The sequence below is a fragment of the Pseudoalteromonas phenolica genome, assembly GCF_001444405.1.
GTDB lineage: Bacteria > Pseudomonadota > Gammaproteobacteria > Enterobacterales > Alteromonadaceae > Pseudoalteromonas > Pseudoalteromonas phenolica.
On the sequence record NZ_CP013187.1, the window covers coordinates 3,203,330 to 3,224,211 of the forward strand.

General features: G+C 41.1%; 21 protein-coding genes and 1 tRNA gene. 7 read left to right on the forward strand and 15 right to left on the reverse strand.

Annotation, left to right across the window (positions count from 1 at the left end; all coding sequences use genetic code 11):
• Positions 1 to 22 precede the first annotated feature (22 nt).
• Positions 23 to 2,557, reverse strand: a complete 2,535-nt coding sequence (locus PP2015_RS14350; RefSeq protein WP_058030959.1) for an EAL domain-containing protein — start codon at positions 2,555 to 2,557, stop codon at positions 23 to 25.
• A gap of 76 nt (positions 2,558 to 2,633) precedes the next feature.
• Here PP2015_RS14350 and PP2015_RS14355 point away from each other — a divergent pair, with 76 nt between their 5' ends.
• Positions 2,634 to 2,945 (forward strand): hypothetical protein, encoded by a 312-nt coding sequence (locus tag PP2015_RS14355; RefSeq protein WP_058030960.1) that lies wholly within the window; start codon positions 2,634 to 2,636, stop codon positions 2,943 to 2,945.
• Positions 2,946 to 2,971: 26 nt separating this feature from the next.
• Here the strand turns inward: PP2015_RS14355 and PP2015_RS14360 are convergent, their stop codons facing one another.
• The 6 genes from PP2015_RS14360 to PP2015_RS14385 all read right to left on the reverse strand — a co-directional run bounded on the left by PP2015_RS14360 (position 2,972) and on the right by PP2015_RS14385 (position 8,005).
• Positions 2,972 to 3,889, reverse strand: coding sequence for a histone deacetylase family protein (locus PP2015_RS14360; protein ID WP_058030961.1), 918 nt, complete (start codon positions 3,887 to 3,889; stop codon positions 2,972 to 2,974).
• A 156-nt stretch (positions 3,890 to 4,045) separates the two neighbouring features.
• Positions 4,046 to 5,605, reverse strand: a complete 1,560-nt coding sequence (locus tag PP2015_RS14365) for a serine hydrolase (protein WP_058030962.1) — start codon at positions 5,603 to 5,605, stop codon at positions 4,046 to 4,048.
• A 22-nt stretch (positions 5,606 to 5,627) separates the two neighbouring features.
• Entirely contained in the window at positions 5,628 to 6,128 is a 501-nt protein-coding gene (locus PP2015_RS14370) for a gamma-glutamylcyclotransferase family protein (RefSeq protein ID WP_058030963.1), read from the reverse strand.
• Between the two features lie 2 nt (positions 6,129 to 6,130).
• The gene (locus tag PP2015_RS14375) at positions 6,131 to 6,757 is read right to left on the reverse strand and encodes a LysE family translocator (protein WP_058030964.1); all 627 of its coding nucleotides are present in this window, start codon (positions 6,755 to 6,757) and stop codon (positions 6,131 to 6,133) included.
• Entirely contained in the window at positions 6,741 to 7,532 is a 792-nt protein-coding gene (locus PP2015_RS14380) for a hypothetical protein (protein WP_058030965.1), read from the reverse strand. The genes PP2015_RS14375 and PP2015_RS14380 overlap by 17 nt, the downstream gene beginning before the upstream one ends.
• A 2-nt stretch (positions 7,533 to 7,534) precedes the next feature.
• On the reverse strand, positions 7,535 to 8,005 hold the full coding sequence (locus PP2015_RS14385) for a CreA family protein (protein ID WP_058031658.1): 471 nt from the start codon (positions 8,003 to 8,005) through the stop codon (positions 7,535 to 7,537).
• A 66-nt stretch (positions 8,006 to 8,071) separates the two neighbouring features.
• Between PP2015_RS14385 and PP2015_RS14390 the strand changes: the two genes are divergently transcribed.
• From PP2015_RS14390 to PP2015_RS14400, 3 genes are all read left to right on the forward strand, one after another.
• Positions 8,072 to 8,401, forward strand: a complete 330-nt coding sequence (locus tag PP2015_RS14390) for a 5-carboxymethyl-2-hydroxymuconate Delta-isomerase (protein ID WP_058030966.1) — start codon at positions 8,072 to 8,074, stop codon at positions 8,399 to 8,401.
• Between the two features lie 57 nt (positions 8,402 to 8,458).
• Positions 8,459 to 9,163 carry a pseudouridine synthase gene (locus tag PP2015_RS14395; protein WP_058030967.1) on the forward strand — a complete coding sequence of 235 codons (705 nt, stop codon included), beginning with the start codon at positions 8,459 to 8,461 and terminating at the stop codon, positions 9,161 to 9,163.
• Between the two features lie 130 nt (positions 9,164 to 9,293).
• The gene (locus PP2015_RS14400; RefSeq protein ID WP_058030968.1) at positions 9,294 to 10,922 is read left to right on the forward strand and encodes a methyl-accepting chemotaxis protein; all 1,629 of its coding nucleotides are present in this window, start codon (positions 9,294 to 9,296) and stop codon (positions 10,920 to 10,922) included.
• A gap of 80 nt (positions 10,923 to 11,002) precedes the next feature.
• On the opposite strand, the gene PP2015_RS14405 is transcribed toward PP2015_RS14400, so the two are convergent.
• The 4 genes from PP2015_RS14405 to PP2015_RS14420 form a co-directional block, all read right to left on the reverse strand.
• Positions 11,003 to 12,178 (reverse strand): mandelate racemase/muconate lactonizing enzyme family protein, encoded by a 1,176-nt coding sequence (locus tag PP2015_RS14405; protein WP_058030969.1) that lies wholly within the window; start codon positions 12,176 to 12,178, stop codon positions 11,003 to 11,005.
• Between the two features lie 8 nt (positions 12,179 to 12,186).
• On the reverse strand, positions 12,187 to 12,954 hold the full coding sequence (locus PP2015_RS14410) for a class II aldolase/adducin family protein (RefSeq protein ID WP_058030970.1): 768 nt from the start codon (positions 12,952 to 12,954) through the stop codon (positions 12,187 to 12,189).
• 131 nt (positions 12,955 to 13,085) lie between these two features.
• Complete coding sequence (locus PP2015_RS14415; RefSeq protein WP_058030971.1) at positions 13,086 to 13,406, reverse strand: c-type cytochrome; 321 nt, start codon at positions 13,404 to 13,406, stop codon at positions 13,086 to 13,088.
• Positions 13,407 to 13,460: 54 nt separating this feature from the next.
• On the reverse strand, positions 13,461 to 14,003 hold the full coding sequence (locus PP2015_RS14420; RefSeq protein ID WP_058030972.1) for a DUF2058 domain-containing protein: 543 nt from the start codon (positions 14,001 to 14,003) through the stop codon (positions 13,461 to 13,463).
• 261 nt (positions 14,004 to 14,264) lie between these two features.
• On the opposite strand from PP2015_RS14420, the gene PP2015_RS14425 reads away from it, so the two are divergent.
• Positions 14,265 to 15,407, forward strand: a complete 1,143-nt coding sequence (locus tag PP2015_RS14425) for an MFS transporter (protein WP_058030973.1) — start codon at positions 14,265 to 14,267, stop codon at positions 15,405 to 15,407.
• On the opposite strand, the gene PP2015_RS14430 is transcribed toward PP2015_RS14425, so the two are convergent.
• Both PP2015_RS14430 and PP2015_RS14435 read right to left on the reverse strand, forming a co-directional pair.
• Complete coding sequence (locus tag PP2015_RS14430) at positions 15,380 to 15,895, reverse strand: prolyl-tRNA synthetase associated domain-containing protein (protein WP_227009225.1); 516 nt, start codon at positions 15,893 to 15,895, stop codon at positions 15,380 to 15,382. The two genes, PP2015_RS14425 and PP2015_RS14430, sit on opposite strands and share 28 nt — an antisense overlap.
• Positions 15,888 to 16,229, reverse strand: coding sequence for a hypothetical protein (locus PP2015_RS14435; RefSeq protein WP_128724732.1), 342 nt, complete (start codon positions 16,227 to 16,229; stop codon positions 15,888 to 15,890). The genes PP2015_RS14430 and PP2015_RS14435 overlap by 8 nt, the downstream gene beginning before the upstream one ends.
• Before the next feature lie 191 nt (positions 16,230 to 16,420).
• Between PP2015_RS14435 and PP2015_RS14440 the strand changes: the two genes are divergently transcribed.
• Together PP2015_RS14440 and PP2015_RS14445 are read left to right on the forward strand one after the other, a co-directional pair.
• Positions 16,421 to 16,496, forward strand: a tRNA-Ala gene (locus tag PP2015_RS14440).
• A gap of 358 nt (positions 16,497 to 16,854) precedes the next feature.
• Positions 16,855 to 18,702, forward strand: coding sequence for a cation:proton antiporter (locus PP2015_RS14445; protein WP_058030974.1), 1,848 nt, complete (start codon positions 16,855 to 16,857; stop codon positions 18,700 to 18,702).
• Between the two features lie 25 nt (positions 18,703 to 18,727).
• On the opposite strand, the gene PP2015_RS14450 is transcribed toward PP2015_RS14445, so the two are convergent.
• Together PP2015_RS14450 and PP2015_RS14455 are read right to left on the reverse strand one after the other, a co-directional pair.
• Positions 18,728 to 19,351, reverse strand: coding sequence for a tetratricopeptide repeat protein (locus PP2015_RS14450; protein WP_058030975.1), 624 nt, complete (start codon positions 19,349 to 19,351; stop codon positions 18,728 to 18,730).
• 121 nt (positions 19,352 to 19,472) lie between these two features.
• On the reverse strand, positions 19,473 to 20,789 hold the full coding sequence (locus PP2015_RS14455; RefSeq protein WP_058030976.1) for an adenylosuccinate synthase: 1,317 nt from the start codon (positions 20,787 to 20,789) through the stop codon (positions 19,473 to 19,475).
• Between the last annotated feature and the right edge of the window lie 93 nt (positions 20,790 to 20,882).

Here is a 20,882-nt window from a genome sequence, read left to right on the forward strand (position 1 = left end):
ATAATATAAAGCACCGATGCATTTAATGCATTGGTGCTTCTAAATTTGAACGTATATGCTCTTGGTAAAACCTCAACCAATGTGATTCACTTAAAGGTCGGCAAAACAAATAACCTTGCAAATAATGGCAATCAAGCTGTTTTAGAAACTCTTTTTGAACTTGCTTCTCTACCCCTTCAGCGACTACTTTCAACTTTAAGGCTTTTGCCATCGCCACAATGGCAGTCACAATTTCGCTATTACCATATTCATCAGGCACTTTTGAGGTAAAGCTGGCATCGATTTTAAGTACATCAATTGGTAATTTAGTTAAGTAGCTTAAAGCAGAGTAACCTGTGCCAAAGTCGTCTAGTGCAATTGATACACCTAACGCTTTTAATTTTTTCAGCTCGCTCTTCGCTTCATGTAAGTTACTAATAAAGCTGCTCTCTGTTAATTCTATTTCTAAGCAACTTCCCGGTAATTGGTGGCGCTCTAGGGCATTCGCTACAGTTAACGCCAATTCACCTTGATGTAGATGCTGTGCCGACACATTAATCGCAATACGTTGCAGTTGAATCCCCTGGTGGCGCCAAAATGCCATTTTTTCACAGGCTCGATTGATCACCCACTGATCCAATTTAGTGATTAGCCCAAGCTCTTCGGCAAGGGGAATAAACTGAGCAGGTGAGATCATACCTAAATTAGGATCTTGCCATCTGAGTAAACACTCAACACTCGAAATATGCTCTTCGTTTAAACATTGTACTGGCTGGTAGTGAAGCTCAAACTCATTACATTCTAAAGCGCTTTGAAAACGGCTTAACATCGACAAGCGCTCTAATGAGCGGGCATTCATAGAAGCTTTATAGAGCTGAAAAGAGTTACGTCCCACCTCTTTAGAGCGGTACATAGCAACATCAGCATGTTTGAGCAAAGATTCACTGTCTAAACCATCTTCGGGATACACAGCCGCGCCAATAGATGCCGTAGCCCCGACACTCATACCACTGATCTCGAATGGCTGTCCGAGCAAGTCTAAAATATCATTTGCGAAAGATACTACATTGGCTAAATCTTTTACTTCAGTCAGTAACACCACAAATTCATCGCCACCGAGTCTTGCTAATGTGTCACCTTCTCGGAGCTGCCCTTTAATTCGCTCACTCACTTTTACAAGTAATTCATCGCCAGCACTGTGACCAAGCGTATCGTTGACCTCTTTGAAGCGATCTAAATCAATGAACATCACTGATAATTTTTGCTTATCTCTGTGCGCTGAAGCAAGTGCCATCGAAAGCCGGTCGTTAAACAAACGACGATTTGGCAATCCAGTTAATTCGTCAAAATAAGCAAGGCGAACTATTTTTTCTTCGGCATTTTTGCGTTCTGTAATGTCACTAAAGATGGCGGCATAAAGTACATCGTCGCTGTATGGTTCATTGATTTCTATAATTGTCAGCCACTCTACATAAATATCGCCATTTTTCTTGCGATTACAAATCTCACCCTGCCACACGCCTTTTTCATCTAATTCGGCCCACATCTGCTTATAGTATTCAGGTGGATGAATACCTGAGCTCAATAAATTTGGAGTTTTACCTAAGACCTCATAATCTTTGTAGCCTGTAAGCGCACTAAACGCAGGGTTTATTTGAATAATTTCGCCTGAACTTCTGGTGATCATAATGCCATCTAGAGACGCATCTATAATGCGGTTTGCTAGGTAGAGGTTTTTCTCTGACTTTTGCAGTGCAAGGTCACGTTGAGCGAGCACTTTTTCGAGTTCACTACAGTATGCGGTTTCGATTTCGGTTAAGACATTTTTTAATGCCAACAAGCCAATTACCTGCTCTGTGGTGGGCTCTTTGACCACTAAATGACGAATAGAGTTTGCGGTCATTAATCGGTAAGCATCAAACAAACTATCTTTAGGAACCACTGACTGCATTGGGTAACTGGCTAATTCCCAGCACGGCATACGCCAATCAGGATTAAGTACCATATAAGCAATGTCTCTTTGCGTAATAATGCCATATTCACCGAGACGCTTATTATTAATGAGGACCGCAGTGACTTGCTTAATTCTCATTACATCAATGACCTTAGAGATGCAATCATTACTATCTAAAATGGTTACCTTCTTTTCGTAATGATCTTCTATTGGCCTAAAATGCAGGTAATGATCTAAGCCTTGATTGCGCACAATATCTGACAATGACACTACCCCAACTGGCTCAAAATGCTCATCTTTTACCAGTAGATGGCGAATGCCTAATTGATGAAATTTGATGGTGGCTTCACTTAGGCTTTTATCAATTTGTACACTGTGTACAGGCGTTGCCATTAACTCACCGATGGGAGTTTGTTGAAACCCTTGCTGTGAAAAGTTGAGCTTAACGCAATCTGATTCAGTCCAAATACCTACAATTTTGTCTTCTTCCGTAACAAAAATAGAGCTAACTTTATGCGCACGCATTTTCGTTACAGCGCTAAACAATGAGGTGCTGATATCACACGATAACAGCTGGTTGGTAAAGATATCTTTGACCTTTAGTTGGCGACTTTCAGATGTCATTAAGCACTCCTCGCATTGAGTCAATCTTTGCCAGTATAATATTGGCTAAGAAACAAACTTTGATTGAGGACAAATTTTGACTATTCAAGCACTCCCTTTATTGCTCATAACAGAACAAAGCATTGAGTATATTGAAAGTGAGTCGTCACTGTCTGATGCGCTTTTCTATCTTTCAGAGGAACAGAAAAGGGAATCGATGTATATTCAAAATAGTGGTGAAGCATTTAATTTGGCCTCAAACCAGCGCGTTGACGTGAACCTTCATAAGTTAACAACAAAGCTGCAGCAACAACTGGCTCAAGACGGTCATTGCTGTATTGCTAAACTAAGCTTCACTTCTTTGCAAGATCTGTATGGGTTTGCCTGTGAGATTTACAAGCAAGACTAAATAGCCTGAGTGCTGAGTAATAAGCTTTAGGCTTCAACCAAGGCTTTAATGTGCGTTACTGCACTCCTGCCTAGTGCAGAGAGTGCATAGCCGCCTTCAAGATAGGAGACAATCCCTTTACAGTCGGTTTGCTTAACGAGTTCAGCAACCTGCTCCGTTAGCCATTGATAATCCGCCTCAGTGAATTTAAGACTGCCCATATCATCTTCAAGATGGGCATCAAAGCCTGCACTAATAAAGATTAGTTCGGGGTTAAACGCCCTTAACGTAGGCTCCCATTGCTGTGAATATAGCGCCTTCAAATCAACCCCATCACTGGCTATCGCCAATGGTGAGTTAATAACAGTATCGGTATTTTCAATGGCGGTATTAGGGTAAAACGGATACTGAAACAATGAGCAAAACAGTACGCTTTCATCGTCTCTAAAAATATCTTGGGTGCCATTACCATGGTGTACGTCAATATCTAAAATCGCGATACGTTTCACACCCTGCTGTTTTGCATAGGCAGCAGCAATAGCCACGTTGTTAAAAATACAGAAGCCAGAAGATGTCGACTGATTAGCATGGTGACCAGGAGGTCTAACATTACAAAATGCAGCATCAATGCTATCAGCAAGAATTTCATCCACCGCTAATATACCCGCTCCAACCGCACGCTCAACAGCCTTCATCGAATCAGGGCACAACCAAGTGTCACCATCGAGCTCTCTCAATCCTTCTTGCGGAATTGAAGTCAGCACTTTATCGATTAACGCTCTGTCATGTACTAATGCAATATGCTCTAAATCCGCTTTAGGCGCACTTTTTTGAGCCACCGCAATATCCAATCCAGATGCCAATAATCGGTCAGATACCGCATCAAGGCGCTCTGGGCACTCGGGGTGTTCTGCAATCATTTTATGTTTACGACAATGTGGGTGACTGATAACTGCGGTACGCATAACGGGTCCTTGCCAAGAAAATTTACATTCAGTTTAACAAAACTATTTTATAACGCCTTTGCGACTTTGGTGCTAGTTAATAACCTAAACGGAGTTTAACCAAATACAAAAAAGCCCAGTTAGAGTTTTCTAACTGGGCTTTTTTTCTATTTATCGTTATTCCGCACGCTTAGCCTTTAAATCCAAGTTATGGAAATCAAAACTAAAGTCCGTAATATGTGGGTTCACATATTCCATACTCGCTGACTTTATTTGCTGTGCTTTATCCATTTCAAAATGAATGTACGCATCTGCTTCTAATAATGTGTCATCCCAACGCACAATAAAAGTATTGCCGGTGTGGTGCTCTAGTTTACCTTTAAGCATTTTAGTATGAGTAAAATCAATACGTAGCTCATTTGCCACATATTCGACAATTACATCTCCATACCAATCGCTGGTTAACGTACCTGTATAGTTTTGTACCGGTAATGCTGCTTGTACTTGTTCAAGCTTCACCGTCCCAGCTTTAGCATAGGCTTCTTTTTTACCTTTGTGGAAACGCTCAGCTGCTTTCGTCACATAGTCTTGTTCTTTAAGACCTAACGCATCTTCAAATACTTCGTTAATAATGGCTGTTAATGCGGGATAAGCTTGCTGGTTAGATAAAACCACTACACCTAGCTTTTTCTCAGGGATCATCGCAACCTGAGACACCATACCTAAAATACCACCACCGTGACCAACTTTTTTAAAGCCATTGTAATCTTCAATCGACCAACCTAAGCCATAGCCTCTAAACTGCTGACGATACGCATCAAAGGCACTTTTAGAGGCGACACGCATAATATGCGGGTGCCACATTTGTACTTGCTGCTCAGGGCTAAACAATTGCTTACCGTTAGGCATTTTACCGCCATCAAGCTGTGTTAATAACCACTGGCTCATTTCATTGACGTTAGATGCAATGGCACCTGCACCACGAAAATCTTCTAAATAGTTCACAAAGAAAGGGGTTAGTTTGCCTTCCATTGGAATATGACCTGTAGCCCAGTTTTGATTGCCTTTAGCAATACGAGAAAAACCAGCACGAGACGTGGTCATTTCAAGCGGCTTCATCATTTTTTGCTCAACAAATTCTTGCCAGCTTAAACCGCTTACACGGGCAACCACTTCACCGGCCATCACGAACATTAAGTTGTTATAAGCGTATTGACTGCGAAAGCTCGAAACCGGTTTTAAATGGCTGATCCCCTCAATTAGCTCAGGCACTGATTTATTAGTATCTGGCCAGATCATCAAATCACCCGCACCTAAACCCAAACCACTGCGATGACTTAATAAATCACGAATGGTCATTTCTCGAGTAGCATATGAATCATGTAATTTAAACTCAGGAATATGCTTGATGACTTTATCATCCCAAGTGATTTTGCCCTCATCCACAAGCATAGCCAACGCCGCAGCAGTAAAGGCTTTAGAGTTAGAAGCAATACCAAATAACGTATTCGCATTAACCGGCGCTTGTGACTCTAAGTGACGGACACCAAACCCTTTTGCTAACACAACTTTGTCATTCTCTACCACTGCAATGGCAATACCCGGTATGTTAAATTGCGACATAGCGTCGTTGACAGCTTGCTCCACGTCTTGTGGCTTAACTTGTTGTGCAAATGCATTGAAGCTGCTTGATGCAGCAACTAAGCACATGGCTGAAAATAATGCCTTGAGTTTCATAATTTCCCTTGTTGTTGTTCTTTTATAATTTGTGGATCGCCCATTCTCTAGCAGCGCGTTCAAGATTACTATCGCTTTGCGATGCTTGTGCAGAGATCTGAGTTATATAATCTGAGTTGAATTGATGCTCTTGCGCGCCTTTTAGAACGTGCTCGACATACCAGTCAAAAGGCAGGTGGGTATCTATAAACGTATTCGCAATATAACTCTGAGCAATGAGTATTTCTCCGCAAGGACGGACAATCTCAACCGTTTTACGGTCGTATCGCACACCTTCAATTTCATCTAGTCTCGCAAGCTCTTCATCATCTAGCGCATAAAGCACACCGTGAACAAACACCTCGCGTTGATTTGCAGGCACAATATTACACTTTGCTGAGCCATCAGTAGAAAGCATATCAAACGTCAGTTTATAAGCGTTTAAAGTGCCAACACCGAGTAACTCTGCATTGGGTAAACGCGCAAATAACCTTGAGGTAGACATGTTAGAGCCATAGGCAAAATTAATGTGTTTTTTTGTCATTATTACACCACCACTCTAACTGCTAGGGCTATCAATACAACGCCAATCCCCCTATCGAACCAATGCCCGGCTCGGTGAAAAAAAGCACGTACAGATTGCTTACTTAATACAACACTCAAAAAAGAGAACCAGGCCCAAGTGGCTAATGCCATATAAATACCATATATCGCTTGCACCGAAGTCGGCGTTGTTGGGGCAATAACAAGCGTAAACAGTGACATAAAGAATAAAGTCGCTTTAGGGTTCAGTGCATTGACTAAAAAACCACGTTTAAATGCTATAAACGCTGATTCAGCCTGGACACGCTCAGCAGTATCTATATTGCTATCTCCAGATGCTGGTTTCGCTCTGAGCGCCTGAATTCCCATATAGGCTAAATACGCACCCGCCACATACTTCAAAATAGTAAATAACTCAGGGGAATTTGCTAATACCAATGCCACACCCAGTAGGCAATATGCGACATGAACAAATATTCCCAACCCGACTCCAGCACTGGTCCATAAGGCGTTATTACGCCCTTGTTGAATACTTTGTTTAAGTACAATAGCAAAGTCAGGCCCAGGGCTTGCCACCGCAAAAAAATGCGCGATAGCGATTAATAAAAATTCATCAAGATAACTGAGCATGGCGCTTCTCTTCTAACGCTAACAGGTACGGGTTGGCTGATTCATTCAATAAAACCTTAATCTGCTTTTGCGCCTGTTTATACATACTGCGCAAATGGGATTTTAGATGCTTCTTACCATCAACTTGCGGTTTAAAATGACAGATCAGTGCATGCATAAACACAGTCTGAGGCTCGGTAAGAGCCGCTTGCCTGTTGGCATATGGGTTATAACAAGAACCACATCCACCTTTAAACTGATATACGGTATTGCTCATCATCACCCCAAACCCTAGATAGCAAGCCAAGGCATCACTGGCTGCTGGAATTTGCTCTTTCCCCCCCGGCGGCATAACACCTTTTTGATAAACCATCATCAAAGCTAAACTTCCTGCCAAACTGGCAACAAGGTCTTGCGGCTGATTAATCTGGTTAGGGTTATAAGATAGACTCATAGGGATACTGGGTGGGTTAATAATCTGGGCATCCGATCCACGGTTAGAGCCGACAAATTGAAAAGGCGCAATCTGCTGAGGCATCATTTGATTCGGGTTAACCAGTTGAACAGGCCATACTTGTAAGCCTGCATAATCACGCACGCGCTTAAACACGGTTTGCGCCATTTGCTCAACACTTGAAACCTGATCAGGGAAAAATTGCCCTGTCGGTTCGATGACTTGCGTATGCTCTAAGAAGTATTGGGCATCAAAGTTATCGCATGCCCAAATAAAGGCATCAATTAACCAACTTTCTTCTTCTTTTGATACAAGGGGTTTTGTTTTAAATAGCGACAACATATTTATTTTTCTTTATTAGTCCAATTCCACGCCTGAGTGTTATATAAAGGCACGCTTGATAAAGCATGATGGTGACTTCCGCTGGTCTCTTTAGTCGAATAAGACAAATACAATAAGGTTTGCGTATCGGCATCGTAAATACGACGTACTTTTAATGATTTAAACAAAATACTTTTAGAGGCTTTAAAAACCACTTCACCATCTTTTGATAAATCTATTTGCTTTAATTGCTCAGCAGTAATCGGGCCTGTTTGTCGACAGGCAATTGACATGTCCGAAGGATCTGAAAAATCTAAATCCGCTTCTATGTGACTTATATGGCAAGTTACACCTGATACAATGGGATCTTGCTTCGCTTTAACCACTACATCTTTGGTAGTAAATAATCCCAAACTGACTTTGGCAGCGTCATCACTACAACCCATCAAGCCTGCAGTGATCAAAATAGTCCCGAGTGCGCGTTTTAAAAACATCTGACAATACATCTATATTCACATAACATAACGCTATTTACGCATAATTAACGAGCGAAGTCATCTATGCCACATTTTATCATCGAGCACTCAGACAACTTACATGTAAAGACCGAAGAATTGGTCGCAACCATTCATCAAGCTGCAATTGGCACAGCGCTATTTGATTTAACCACGGTAAAAACCCGAGCGAATAGTTTTCAACACTTTCAGCTTGGTAATGGCAAGGCTGGATTTGTACATATTCAAGCCCATATCATGGCGGGACGTGAAGTAGAGAAAAAGCAGTTCCTCAGTGAAACTTTACTGTTTGCTTTGGAAAACTTACTTGGCTATGACTATCAACTCAGTGTTCATGTTTATGATTTATTACCTGAAGTATACAGAAAGAACTGATTTAAAATATCACCTTTCGTATAATGTCATTTCCACGCATTACAGAAGTGATTTAACATGAAATTTCCTTGTCGTTTAGATAAATTTATTAGCCATATCGCTGAGTTACCTCGCACCAAAGTCAAAGCCGGTATAAAAAAACGTAATGCAGTAGTTAATGGAGAGCAAATCACAAAGTTTGATCACCCAATCACACAAGATGACCGTGTTGAATGGCAAGGTGAACATATAGCGTATCTAGGTTTACGCTATTTTATGTTAAACAAACCACAAGATTACATTTGCGCAAACAATGATGATATGCACGCTACTGTATTCGATTTACTGGATGAACCTAACTTAAAAAACTTTCATGTTGCGGGTCGTCTAGACATAGACACCACAGGCTTAGTTCTGATCACTAATGATGGCGACTGGTCACATAGAATTACCTCTCCTAAACAGCAGAAATTCAAAACGTATTTAGTAGAAACCCTAGAACCTATCAGCGATGAAATGCTCTCTCAATTAGAGAAAGGTGTCATGCTACATGGTGAAAAAGATGCAACTTTACCAGCAAAAGCTGAGCGCTTAGCCTCTTACAGCTTAAGACTTTCTATATGTGAAGGAAAGTATCACCAAGTGAAACGCATGCTTGCTGCTGTAGGTAATAAAGTTGTTGAATTACATAGAGAAAATATTGGCGGAATAGCTTTAGATGAAACCTTAGCGCCCGGTGAGTACCGCGCCTTAAATGAACAAGAAGTTCAACTCATTCGCTAATAACCACATAAATATGCAGGGTTTATGAAAAAATATCACATCATAAATCCTGCATTTTCTCAATCCCCGCTTAACATCTACCCTATAATCATGTTAGACATGAAAGACTAAATTAAGTTAGGAGTCCGTCGTGCTGTCTGGTATCACCTTAAGAATAAAAATAATTTTATTTACTGCGGCAATTTTCGTCTCGCTTTTAGTGGTTGCCATATTTGGTTTACAAGCCCTTCGTCATGCAAGTGAAAGCGATAACATAGCCCGTATTAATCAACTTATGAAAAGCACAGTAAATATTGTCGAGCAATTTGAGCATTATGTTGCAACAGGCGAATTAGACGAAGCGCAAGCAAAGAAGCTTGCCACAGAAATGCTTCGAGAAAACAAGTATCACGATTCAGAATATGTGTATGTCGTGGATGATAAACTCGATTTTATCGCAACCCCTCATGACCCAGAGTTGCAAGGCACCAGCTTTAACGACTTTAAAGATGCCAGTGGCCAAAGCATAGGTCAGAAAGTGAAAAGACTGGTCGGAAATAAAACCAATCGCATCATCACTTATCACTGGGACTCTGTCCGAGATGGTGAAGTCGTTGACCTCACCTCGGTTGTTCAAAAAACATCTCGCTTTGGCTGGTATATTGGCACTGGTATCAGTATGAAAGAGGTCAGTGAACGTTATTGGAACACTGCACAGTGGCTTTTAGCTATTTCTCTTATCATCGCAACAGCATTGGCGTTTGCTTTGGCTAAGTTTGGTTTAGGACTGTCTAACAAGTTGGGGGCTGAACTAGATACAGTACTTTCAATCGTAAAACGTGTCTCACGCGGCAATTTAAGCTCCGATATCAACACCAACAACGCCAATGAAGAAAGCATCATTGCTGCCATGCAGTATATGCAACAAGGCTTAAAAGGTGTTGTAGATGGCATTCAACATGTTAGCAATGAGTTACAATCACAAAGCCATGATGGTGAGGCCCGTTCAGAAGAGTTAGAGCAACTTACTCGTAGCTTAAGTGAAGAGACTCAAATGGTTGCCTCTGCTATTACCGAGCTGACTGCCTCGGCGCAAACCGTGGTTGAACATGCAGAACAAGCAGCTCACTCGGTTCAAGAAGCTGAACAGCAAGGCCAAAATGCTGACAAGCAAACCTCTGAAGCCGCGCAAGCAATCGCTTTGTTAGAGCAGCAAATTGACAGCGCTGGTAATAATATCCGTATCCTTGATGATGAAGTTAAAAATATTGCGAATGTACTTAGCGTTATTCAAAGCATTGCGGAACAAACTAACCTACTAGCGTTAAATGCGGCCATCGAAGCAGCCCGAGCTGGTGAGCAAGGTCGAGGGTTCGCGGTGGTAGCTGATGAAGTAAGACAATTAGCACAAAGAACTCAGTCAAGCACTGAAGAGATTCATACCATGATTGGTAATCTTCAATCCGCAACACAAGAGGCGAAAAACTCTGTGAGCTTAAGCGTAGAAACGTCTGAGAAAACCGTTAAAATGTCTAAGGATGCCAGTGATGCGTTACAGATGGTTGCAAATTCTCTGGGCGCTATCTCACAAATGAGCGATCAGATTGCCCATGCAGCCAAAGAGCAGCTCGCTGCTGGAGAAGATACCGCTCAGCGTGTAGTCACTATTTCTGATACTGCAGCGCAAACTGCCAATGTATCTCATCATGCGCATAGTTCAACAGATAGTATTAAAGGGCTGGCGAAAGACCTTGAGCATGAGATGGCTAAGTTTAGTTAATGCACCACCAAGCTAAGATTAAGCCATAAAAAAGGGTCACTGAAATGTGACCCTTTTTTGGATTTAGTGGTACTTAGCTGTTATTTGATTTCAACACGTGTTGAACGCATAACCACTTCATCATTTAACTCAATACCAATACCTGGTGCTTCTGATACTTTGAATACGCCATTTTTAGGCTGTGGATCTTGAATACACAGTTCACGATTCCATTTCTTGATCGCATAAGTATGGTGCTCATGAATTAAGAAGTTAGGAATAGCCGTTTCTAAATGAAGCGATGCAGCCGTTGCTACAGGGCCACCGCATACGTGCGCTTGAATACGTACATCAAAGATATCCGCGTAATCACACACTTTCTTCGTTTCAGTAAAACCACCACATAGACCGATGTCTGGCTGTAATACATCAACACTTTGGTCTTCTAAATATGGACGGACACCCCAGCGGTTATATAAACGCTCACCACCAGCAATTGGTACTGCTACTTTATCGGCAACTTTCGCATGTAAAGAGTGGTTTAAGTAATTCACCGGCTCTTCGTAATACATACAGTCGAACTCTTCTGCGATCTCACCAATTTGAATGGCTGAAGTAGCCCCTGGTAGACTATGACATTCAAAAATAATGTCTACTTCGTCGCCTACCGCTTCACGAATAGCCGCCATACGCGCACGGTATAACTTCATTTCAGCGCGAGAGATAAGCTTAGTACGGTCGTAATACGTATTACCGTCTTTGTCATACATGATAGGGTCAACTTTAACCGCGTCGTATCCTTCGGCAATTGCTTTGTGTGCCGCTTCTGCATATTCATGAGGCTGTACAAGGGCTTTGAACTCATCATCCCAATCAAACTGTAATTGCGACGCATAGGTACGAAGCTCTGGGTTTACCTTACCACCAAGAAGTTGATAAACGGGCAGATTTAATGCTTTGCCTTTAATATCCCAAAGTGCAGTATCTATGGCACTCATCGCAGCGTAAACTACAGGGCCACCACCTAATCCCCAAAAACTTTCACGTAGCATACGTGACCAAAGCATTTCTGTTTGAAATGGGTCATGACCAATAAGAAAAGCTTCTGCCATTTCTTTGATCATACTCGCTGCCGCACTGTGACCTAAGTCATAAGCAAGACCGGCTTCACCTACCCCACTGATACCTTCATCAGTATGAATACGAACAAAAACTGGAGTCCAAGCTGGTCTGTCTGGACAATGGATATCAAAAACTTCGACGCGAGTTACTTTCATGTTAGCTCCTATTCAGCAAAACTAGGATCAAGGCGGTATGCTTTTCTCAGCATTGCAGGCCAGGCTAACTGACCACCTGTACTACCGCTATGAACGACATTTGCTTGATTATAAATATTGTCAATGATTGGTTGAGGCACAGGCACGGCTTTTTGGCCCGTCGCTTGAATCGCGACTTGAATCTCACAAGCACGCTGTAAGTCATAAAAACGCATAAAGGCATCACCCACCGTTGGACCTACGGTCAAACCACCATGGTTAACTAACAACATATGGTTAGTAGTACCTAAGTCATTCTGTAAGCGCACTTTTTCGTCTTCATTTACCGCTAAGCCTTCATAACCGTGATAAGACAAAGAGGGTAATGAGAACATTGAGTGTTGGCTTAATGGCAATAGACCACATTCAAGGCTGGCAACAGCGATGGTTTCTTTTGTATGTAAGTGGATCACACAGTGTGCGTCTTCTCTTACTTCATGAATAGCGCTGTGAATGGTAAACCCAGCAGGATTTATTTCGAATGGCGTGTCATCCAAAATATTACCTTGTAAGTCAACCTTCACTAAATTAGATGCTGTCACTTCATCAAAACTCAAACCAAATGCATTCACCAAGTAATGATCTGTCCCCGGTAAACGCGCTGACATATGCGTGTAAATTAAATCGCCCCAACGCATATGCTCAACTAGACGATAACACGCAGCCAAATCAACACGAAGTTGCCATTCTTGTTCGCTGACTTTGTCTTTTAAGTTGAGTTTTGGTAGTTCAAACATAATTTGCCTTAAAAAATTAACTTGGCTCAACCAGCCAATTTAGAAGTTTAGAAGTCTAAATGACTCTTGTTCGATGTTCAATAAAATAAAAACCACCGACATGCGGTGGTTTTTTCATAATCCAGTGAAGATTACTTAACTTTTGATAAATAATCAGCAATCGCTTCTAGCTCAGCGTCAGATACGTTTGCAACCATCGCTTTCATTGCCATAGACATGCCGTTTGCGCGCGCGCCAGATTTGATGTCTTTCATTTGGTTAAGTAGGTATGTTTTGTTTTGACCATTGATTTTAGGGTAAGCGTCCATGATAGGTGCTTTACCTTCAGCACCGTGACATGTTTGGCACATTTTTGCCGTGTATAACGCTTTGCCATCTGCAGCTTCTGCATTGTTTGCAAATGCAGTGAACGCAATGCCTGCACCTAAAACCAGATATTTTACTTTACTCATAATTTTCTCTTCTTGTGTGACTATATGAATTCTTTACTTGCCCCAATCACGACTTTACCAAGTTAGATCGTCTGGTATCTCATAACCCGCATAAGGGTCGTCTTCATCGCTTTCTGCTGTATCGTCAGCAACATGGAAAACAATGTATTTCTCATCAACTTCTGCAATCTTTCGCGCTGGCTCGTCTTGAAGTACGTAAAACTTACCTTCAAGAACACAAATTGCTAAACGCCCTTTTGATAAGGCCTGTTTAGTTTGCTCGTTTACATCCAACTCTTTTACTTTATTGTCATACGTAAAATTGAACGTGACTTCACCACGAATTTCATCTTGGTTGTGGTGCTCTAAAATTTGCTTAACACGCGCAACTTGCTCGCGCTCTTTTAACTCTGCTTGCTTAGCTTGATTTAGCTCTTCAGCTTTGCGCTGCTGTTCAAGCTTTGTTTGTTCAATATGCTTTTGTAAGTCAGATTGATCACTTGTCGCGCCTTTTTTCTTTTTCTTCTTTTGTGCTTTACGTTTTTCGGTTTTAGCAACTTTGGCTTTATGCTCAGTCGTTAAACCTGCTTTTAGTAATTGGTCTTGTAGAGAACCCATGCTGCAACTCCATGAAAATACAATTCCCAATATATTAACTCAGATGCACGACACGACAAAGAGAGGTGCAACTGCAATCTAACTAAAGTAAAGCAAATAAAGTGTGATTTAGCGCAAAAAATTACCAACTAATTGATAAAGCTTTAAACTTAACGCGTTTCATGCATTAACATGCTCTGCAATTAAACTTTAATATTTAACTAGCCTATTAAGGTTTAGCACAATAGTTTCTTATTTGCGCTGTTTTGGGTATCAGACACCATGTCATTATTTAAATTACTGCTTTGCTCTGTCTGTACATTTTTAGTCTTATACGCCCCTCAACCTCTACTACCTATTTTTTCTGAACTATATGATGTTTCAATTGCAAACAGTGGAACATTAATGACTGTGACTATGCTCCCACTTGCCATCGCACCACTTTGCTACGGCGTTATGCTGAGCCAGTTCAATCCATTGTCAATTTTGCGTATCGCCTTACTGATCCTTGCTGCAAGTAACTTACTTTTTGCCTATTCAGATTACTTCTCAGGACTATTAATTTGTCGACTTATACAGGGCCTTACATTACCTGCTGCGCTAATAGGCATGACAAGTTATATCGGCACCACTTTTCAAGGTGATGCATTACAAAGAAATATGACCCTTTATATTGGTAGTTCAATTATTGGGGGTTACTTAGGCAGGATGCTTGCAGCAAACTTTGCCGCATTTTGGCAATGGCAGAACTTTTTCTACTTAGTTAGTGTGAGCTTAGTTGTCCTTGCGATGATCATTCCTAAACAAGTTAAAAGAGAAGAGAGTACTAAACAAAAAATAAAGCCTTGGTTGCATTTAGCACATTTAAAAGACACTGTTCTTTTACGCCTATTCGTAGCAGTATTTTTCATGTTTTTTTGCTTTGCCGCATTGCTAAACTTTTTACCCTTTATTGTACAAAACCAATATGGCATTACGGATAATAAAGAAATTGGTTTTATCTACACTGGCTATTTGGTCGGAGCAATTTTGTCTGTGTGCACACCATGGCTTAATAGGAAAGTTAAAAACGCATGGGCACTGCTAAGCCTAATGTTCATTTTATATTGTATAAGCCACATCATGCTGACAAGTCATATATTAAGCTTATTTATTATCAGTTTTACCCTTTTCTGTGGTTGTATGTTCGTTATACACGCAACCGCAGCGCCGTTAGCTAACAAAATTAGTACGGCACCAGCTTCTGTGACTAACGGTGCCTATGTGTCTTTTTATTACAGTGGTGGCGCACTCGGCTCATTCTTACCTGGGTTTATCTTTGAAGAATATGGCTATATCGCGTTTTTGGCTTGTTTATTAGTTTGCTGCTCATTTGGGCTTATTGCATGCCTTGCAAACTACAAACAAGGCACATCTATAACCTGAGGTGCATGACCTGTGTACTCAAAAAAACGCTCTAAATCTGCTTTGTTTAACACCCAAGTCTGATCATTGAAAAACGGGTGACACTGAAATTGCTCAGCCTGCCATAGACTTGATTCTACCCATACTGTGACAACTTGTTCAGTATCGTTGAAAACCGCTAATGCAGAAACACAGCCCGGTTTAACACCTAAATACTTAGCTAATCGTTGAGATGATGCAAATCCCAATCGCGATAACTGTTGCTGTTTAGACAGCGCTTTTAAATCCACCTGATAATCAGCAGGCACCAACAATAGGAAATGTCGCTTACCGTAATTATCTCGTAAAAATAAATTTTTTATCCTCACACCAGCCCGATTGAGATTAAGTTCATCTGCATCTTGGCACGTGTGTAAAGGCGGGTGTTGGTATTTTATTGCATTAAGATTTAATTGTTTAAATAAGCTCTCTAACTCAGTTAACTTATTCACCTTCGTAACTTCAGTCACGACACTGACCTCTTAATTGCACCTTGCGCTCTTTCCAATACACCTCTTCAATATCATAACCTTGCTGGCAATAACCCTGTACGCCTAGAGCCGTTTTTAAAAGCTGTACCGCACGCTCTTCTAAGGCTAATTTCAATGCAGGAGAGTCTTCGATATGCTCTTCATTTAAAAACATCTTAAACTCACTACGTGAGATCTCTTTACGAGTGTCTAACTTCACCCGAGCTTGTTTCTCGACGGTTACAATAAAGGCAAATAATTTTGAACCATCATCAGCCAGACGTGTGTGTAATGTTTGATCTGCAACTTTAAATGGCTCATCAGGCTTTGTCATACATCCAGACAAAAAAACCGTCATAAGTCCGAACAGAAAAGGGAGTTTCAACATAGTAAACTGACTAACATGCTTATTATTTTGACCATCAGTGTAACAAAGCATGCAAAAACTTTGTGATTTTTTTACCCCCAGTATTGACGGAGAAATAAAAAAACTATAAATTTCTCAGCGTATCCAAACTGGAATGTGGGGCTATAGCTCAGCTGGGAGAGCGCCTGCCTTGCACGCAGGAGGTCAGCAGTTCGATCCTGCTTAGCTCCACCACTTTCCACCTTTCATTATTTCTTCATTTTAAATACATATTCTCCTAATCAGGTCTATGTTTAAGTTAGTTAGTTTAAAAACTATGCTTAACACGAATATAACTCGGCTTTTGACAATTCGTTTTATTGAGCACGTTTGCAGGAATAGCCATTAATTAGTTTCACATTAATGGAATGCTTAATTTAATAATCATTTTTTCTCGGTATTGATTTACAAAAACAGGATAAAAGTTTCTACTTAGTTGTTCTTAATATAATTTCTAACTTAGTTGCGCTTAAGTTTTTTTGTTCAAATTAAGCTGCAATCTATTTAGATTGATAAGCCAAACAAAATGGCGAGGTTGTATACAGGAGAGTTCATGTCAGCTATTTATATTGCTGGAATTGCTATATTTTCAGTGTTTGCGCAGTGGTTAGCTTGGATCTTTAAAGTACCTGCAATTTTATTCTTATTGCTAGTTGGGCTAGTGTTGGGTCCTATTAGTGGTCAACTCGATCCTGATTTGCTACTTGGTGATTTACTTTTTCCTGTAGTCTCTCTTTCTGTTGCAATTATCCTTTTTGAAGGCGCACTTACACTTCATTTCAAAGAACTCAAAGGAATAGGGAAAATAGTCAGAAATCTATGTTCAATAGGTATGCTGGCAACCTTTATCATCATTGCCTTAGCTGGTTACTACATATTAGAACTTGATTGGCGAGTCGCTGCTATTTTAGGCGCGGTTTTAGTTGTAACAGGGCCGACAGTGATTGCCCCCATGCTCAACGCAATGCGACCAAACCAAGACATTGACCGTGTATTGAGGTGGGAAGGTATTGTTATTGATCCCATAGGTGCATTATTTGCTGTGCTCGTTTTTGAAGCCGTCAGTTTGGTCGGCAGTGGTGGGGTGTTTGGTCATACCATGTGGGCCCTCTTCTCAACACTCGGGGTTGGACTCGGGATAGGCATAGTCAGTGGCTGGCTCACTACACTATTAATTAGAAAAGAATGGCTGCCATATGAGTTACACAAGTTTGGGATCCTAGCTCTTGTCTTGTTTAGCTTTTCACTGTCAAATCACTTAAGCCATGAATCTGGCCTGTTAGCTGTAACTGTGTTTGGTATTTGGCTGGGTAACCAAGATGATTTAGAAATTGATTCTGTATTAGAGTTCAAAGAAGATTTATCGATGATCTTAATCTCCAGCCTATTTATACTCTTGGCTGCAAGGTTAGAAATTAGCGATATTATGTTACTGGGTTTAAATACTGTGATTTTTATCGCCATCGTTTTATTCGTTGCTCGTCCTATTTGTATTGCAGTTTCAACGTTTAATTCTGACCTATCTCTTAAATCTCGAGTGCTGCTATCTTGGATTGCACCTCGAGGTATTGTCGCTGCCGCTGTAGGTTCTGTTTTTGCACTAAGTATGATTGAAAAAGGGATACCTGATGCCGAAAAAATCGTGCCGCTGATTTTTACAGTCATCATAGTCACAGTGGTACTGCAAAGCCTAACAGCCACCCCCTTTGCTAAGTTTTTAGGCGTACGTCAGCCAAGTCCAAACACGCTTCTTATTATTGGCGCAAATCATGTTGCAAGAGCCATAGGTAAAGGTTTACAAGAGCAAAACATCAGTGTGCATTTATCAGATCCTGCTTGGGAAAACTGTAAAATGGCTCGAATGGACGGTTTACAGTGCTACTATGGCAACCCGCAATCTGAGCATGCTGAGCGTTACTTACCAATGACGCAGTTAAACAAAGTACTCGCTCTCTCTCCTAACCGTCACCATAATGCACTTGGTGTACAATATTTTTCTCATTTGTTAAACGAACAAAATGTATTTTCATTGCGTTCATCAACAAACCATGCCAAAGCAAACAAAGACAGTGCGACCTTTTTATCTAGGCAAATATTGTTTGGTGATTCTGGCAGCTTTGCCAAACTAAGTAGCCTTATCTCAAAAGGCGGAAAAATCAGCGCAACTAAGCTAACTGAAGAGTTCGATTGGCAAAAGTATCAAGAAATTAATAAGGAAGCTATGCCCTTATTTATCATTGAAGACAACAGTAAGGATGACGAAAAATTTGAAATTCGACCTTTTGTAAGTGAGCAGAAATATGTACCAAAAGAGGGAGATAAAATTGTCGCCTTACAACCTCCAAAGATGAGCGTACTGAAAGATTCATATCTACAAAATGAATCTGAAGCTATGAGCTGATAACTAGTGAGTCGGGTTACCAACTTTACATTGGTAACCTTGCTCTACGAACCAAACTCTCAGGCATCTTTTTAGCTAAATTCGCCAATGCTTGCTCTATTTGTTTGTGGGTCTTTTTGTCTGCTACCACTGAGTGAAATAACCATCTATAAGCGTCTTCGTAATCTCTTGGGCTGCCATGACCTTCGTTAAATAAGCGCACTAAACGCATCTGTGCTTTTAAGTCACCTTGTGCTGCAGCTTCACGCAAATAAGTGATAGCCATCGCCTTATCTGCTTGCACGAGTTGCCCCACATCGTAATATCTACCTAACTGCTCCAATGCGGACGCCAAACCCTGCTCTGCTGCCTGTTTCATATAATAAAGGCCAAGTTCAACGTCGCGCTCTACACATACTGCATAGGCCAGCATGTCACCATATAAAAATTGATACGAGGGCAAAGCCATAGTTTCTGCACGAGCTTCGATATCTTGAACTAGCTGACATTCATCGTCTTTTACACGCTTCAAATGCTGATTCTTTTTAATTAATTCAATTAATTCAGCTTGGGTGTAAAGCGGCACGGCTTTTAACTCTTCAGGCTGTGCAAAAGAGAATTGACTGATGCTGGCTAATAATAAGCCGATAAAATGACGCTTTTGAAACATAAACACTCACCCAGATAAATGACGCTCAGATCATTCAATAAATATACCAAAGTTAAACAGCACGAAAAGATTCAGGCACAAAAAAAGCTGCCGAAGCAGCTTTTTTTAAAACAAGATTGAATTACGCACCAAATGGGTTACGAACAATCATTGTTTCAATACGGTCAGGACCTGTAGAGATGATATCTACTGGTACGCCTGTGATCTCTTCGATACGCTTGATGTAGTTGATAGCCGCTTCAGGAAGCTGCTCTACTGACGTTGCACCGAATGTATTTTCAGACCAACCTGGCATTTCTTCGTAAACAGGTGTTACTTTCTCGTAGCCTTCAGCTGCAAGTGGTGTAACGTTTGTTACTGTGCCATCTTCTAACTGGTAACCTGTACAGATCTTGATCGTTTCAACACCATCAAGAACGTCTAGCTTAGTTAAACAGAAACCAGAAATTGAGTTAATCTGTACAGCGCGACGCATTGCAACTGCATCAAACCAACCTGTACGGCGTAAACGACCAGTTGTCGCACCGAACTCATGACCTTTATCACCTAAGTGCTTACCGACTGGATCTTGCTTATCAAGACCATCGTAAAGCTCTGTAGGGAATGGACCAGAACCTACACGCGTTGTGTAAGCTTTAACGATACCAAGTACATAATCTAGGTTAAGTGGACCGAAACCTGCACCCGTCGCAACACCACCAGCGGTTGTATTTGACGACGTTACATATGGGTATGTACCGTGGTCGATATCAAGAAGTGTACCTTGAGCACCTTCAAACAAGATGTTGTCGCCAGCTTCACGTGTTTGGTCAAGAAGTTCAGTTACATCTACAACCATAGCTTTTAAGATGTCAGCAACAGCCATTGCATCGTCATAAGTCTTCTGGAAGTCAACTGGGTCTACTTTGTAGTAGTTAACTAATGTGAAGTTATGGTATTCAAGAATTTCTTTAAGTTTTGCAGCAAACTGCTCTGGGTTGAATAGGTCACCAACACGAAGACCGCGGCGAGCCACTTTGTCTTCATAGGCAGGACCGATACCACGACCAGTTGTACCAATCGCTTTTTCACCACGCGCTAATTCACGCGCTTGGTCTAATGCTACGTGGTAAGGCAAGATCAGAGGACATGCTTCACTGATAAGTAGACGTTCACGAACAGGTACGCCACGCTCTTCAAGCATACCAACTTCTTTCATTAACGCGTCAGGTGCTAACACAACACCATTACCAATTACACACTTAACATTGTCACGTAAAATACCTGACGGGATTAAGTGTAGAACTGTTTTCTCACCATTGATCACCAAAGTATGACCCGCGTTGTGGCCACCTTGATAACGCACAACAAGAGAAGCTTTATCTGTTAGTAGATCAACTACTTTACCTTTACCTTCGTCACCCCATTGGGTGCCTAGTACAACGACGTTTTTACCCATTGCAATATCACTTAGAAAAAATTAGGCGAGGATTTTACCAGAAAATGACAACGAAGATAACCGTAAAAGTGGTATTTTTTCTGTACTGTGAGC

Coding starts and splice junctions, on each gene's coding strand:
- PP2015_RS14435 (WP_128724732.1), bottom strand. CDS start 16,229: ATGACAAAGCCTGATGAGCCATTTAAAGTTGCAGATCAAACATTACAC.
- PP2015_RS14455 (WP_058030976.1), bottom strand. CDS start 20,789: ATGGGTAAAAACGTCGTTGTACTAGGCACCCAATGGGGTGACGAAGGT.
- PP2015_RS14360 (WP_058030961.1), bottom strand. CDS start 3,889: ATGCGTACCGCAGTTATCAGTCACCCACATTGTCGTAAACATAAAATG.
- PP2015_RS14410 (WP_058030970.1), bottom strand. CDS start 12,954: ATGTTTGAACTACCAAAACTCAACTTAAAAGACAAAGTCAGCGAACAA.
- PP2015_RS14405 (WP_058030969.1), bottom strand. CDS start 12,178: ATGAAAGTAACTCGCGTCGAAGTTTTTGATATCCATTGTCCAGACAGA.
- PP2015_RS14370 (WP_058030963.1), bottom strand. CDS start 6,128: ATGACAAAAAAACACATTAATTTTGCCTATGGCTCTAACATGTCTACC.
- PP2015_RS14390 (WP_058030966.1), top strand. CDS start 8,072: ATGCCACATTTTATCATCGAGCACTCAGACAACTTACATGTAAAGACC.
- PP2015_RS14415 (WP_058030971.1), bottom strand. CDS start 13,406: ATGAGTAAAGTAAAATATCTGGTTTTAGGTGCAGGCATTGCGTTCACT.
- PP2015_RS14350 (WP_058030959.1), bottom strand. CDS start 2,557: ATGACATCTGAAAGTCGCCAACTAAAGGTCAAAGATATCTTTACCAAC.
- PP2015_RS14395 (WP_058030967.1), top strand. CDS start 8,459: ATGAAATTTCCTTGTCGTTTAGATAAATTTATTAGCCATATCGCTGAG.
- PP2015_RS14380 (WP_058030965.1), bottom strand. CDS start 7,532: ATGTTGTCGCTATTTAAAACAAAACCCCTTGTATCAAAAGAAGAAGAA.
- PP2015_RS14425 (WP_058030973.1), top strand. CDS start 14,265: ATGTCATTATTTAAATTACTGCTTTGCTCTGTCTGTACATTTTTAGTC.
- PP2015_RS14365 (WP_058030962.1), bottom strand. CDS start 5,605: ATGAAACTCAAGGCATTATTTTCAGCCATGTGCTTAGTTGCTGCATCA.
- PP2015_RS14420 (WP_058030972.1), bottom strand. CDS start 14,003: ATGGGTTCTCTACAAGACCAATTACTAAAAGCAGGTTTAACGACTGAG.
- PP2015_RS14450 (WP_058030975.1), bottom strand. CDS start 19,351: ATGTTTCAAAAGCGTCATTTTATCGGCTTATTATTAGCCAGCATCAGT.
- PP2015_RS14385 (WP_058031658.1), bottom strand. CDS start 8,005: ATGTTTTTAAAACGCGCACTCGGGACTATTTTGATCACTGCAGGCTTG.
- PP2015_RS14375 (WP_058030964.1), bottom strand. CDS start 6,757: ATGCTCAGTTATCTTGATGAATTTTTATTAATCGCTATCGCGCATTTT.
- PP2015_RS14445 (WP_058030974.1), top strand. CDS start 16,855: ATGTCAGCTATTTATATTGCTGGAATTGCTATATTTTCAGTGTTTGCG.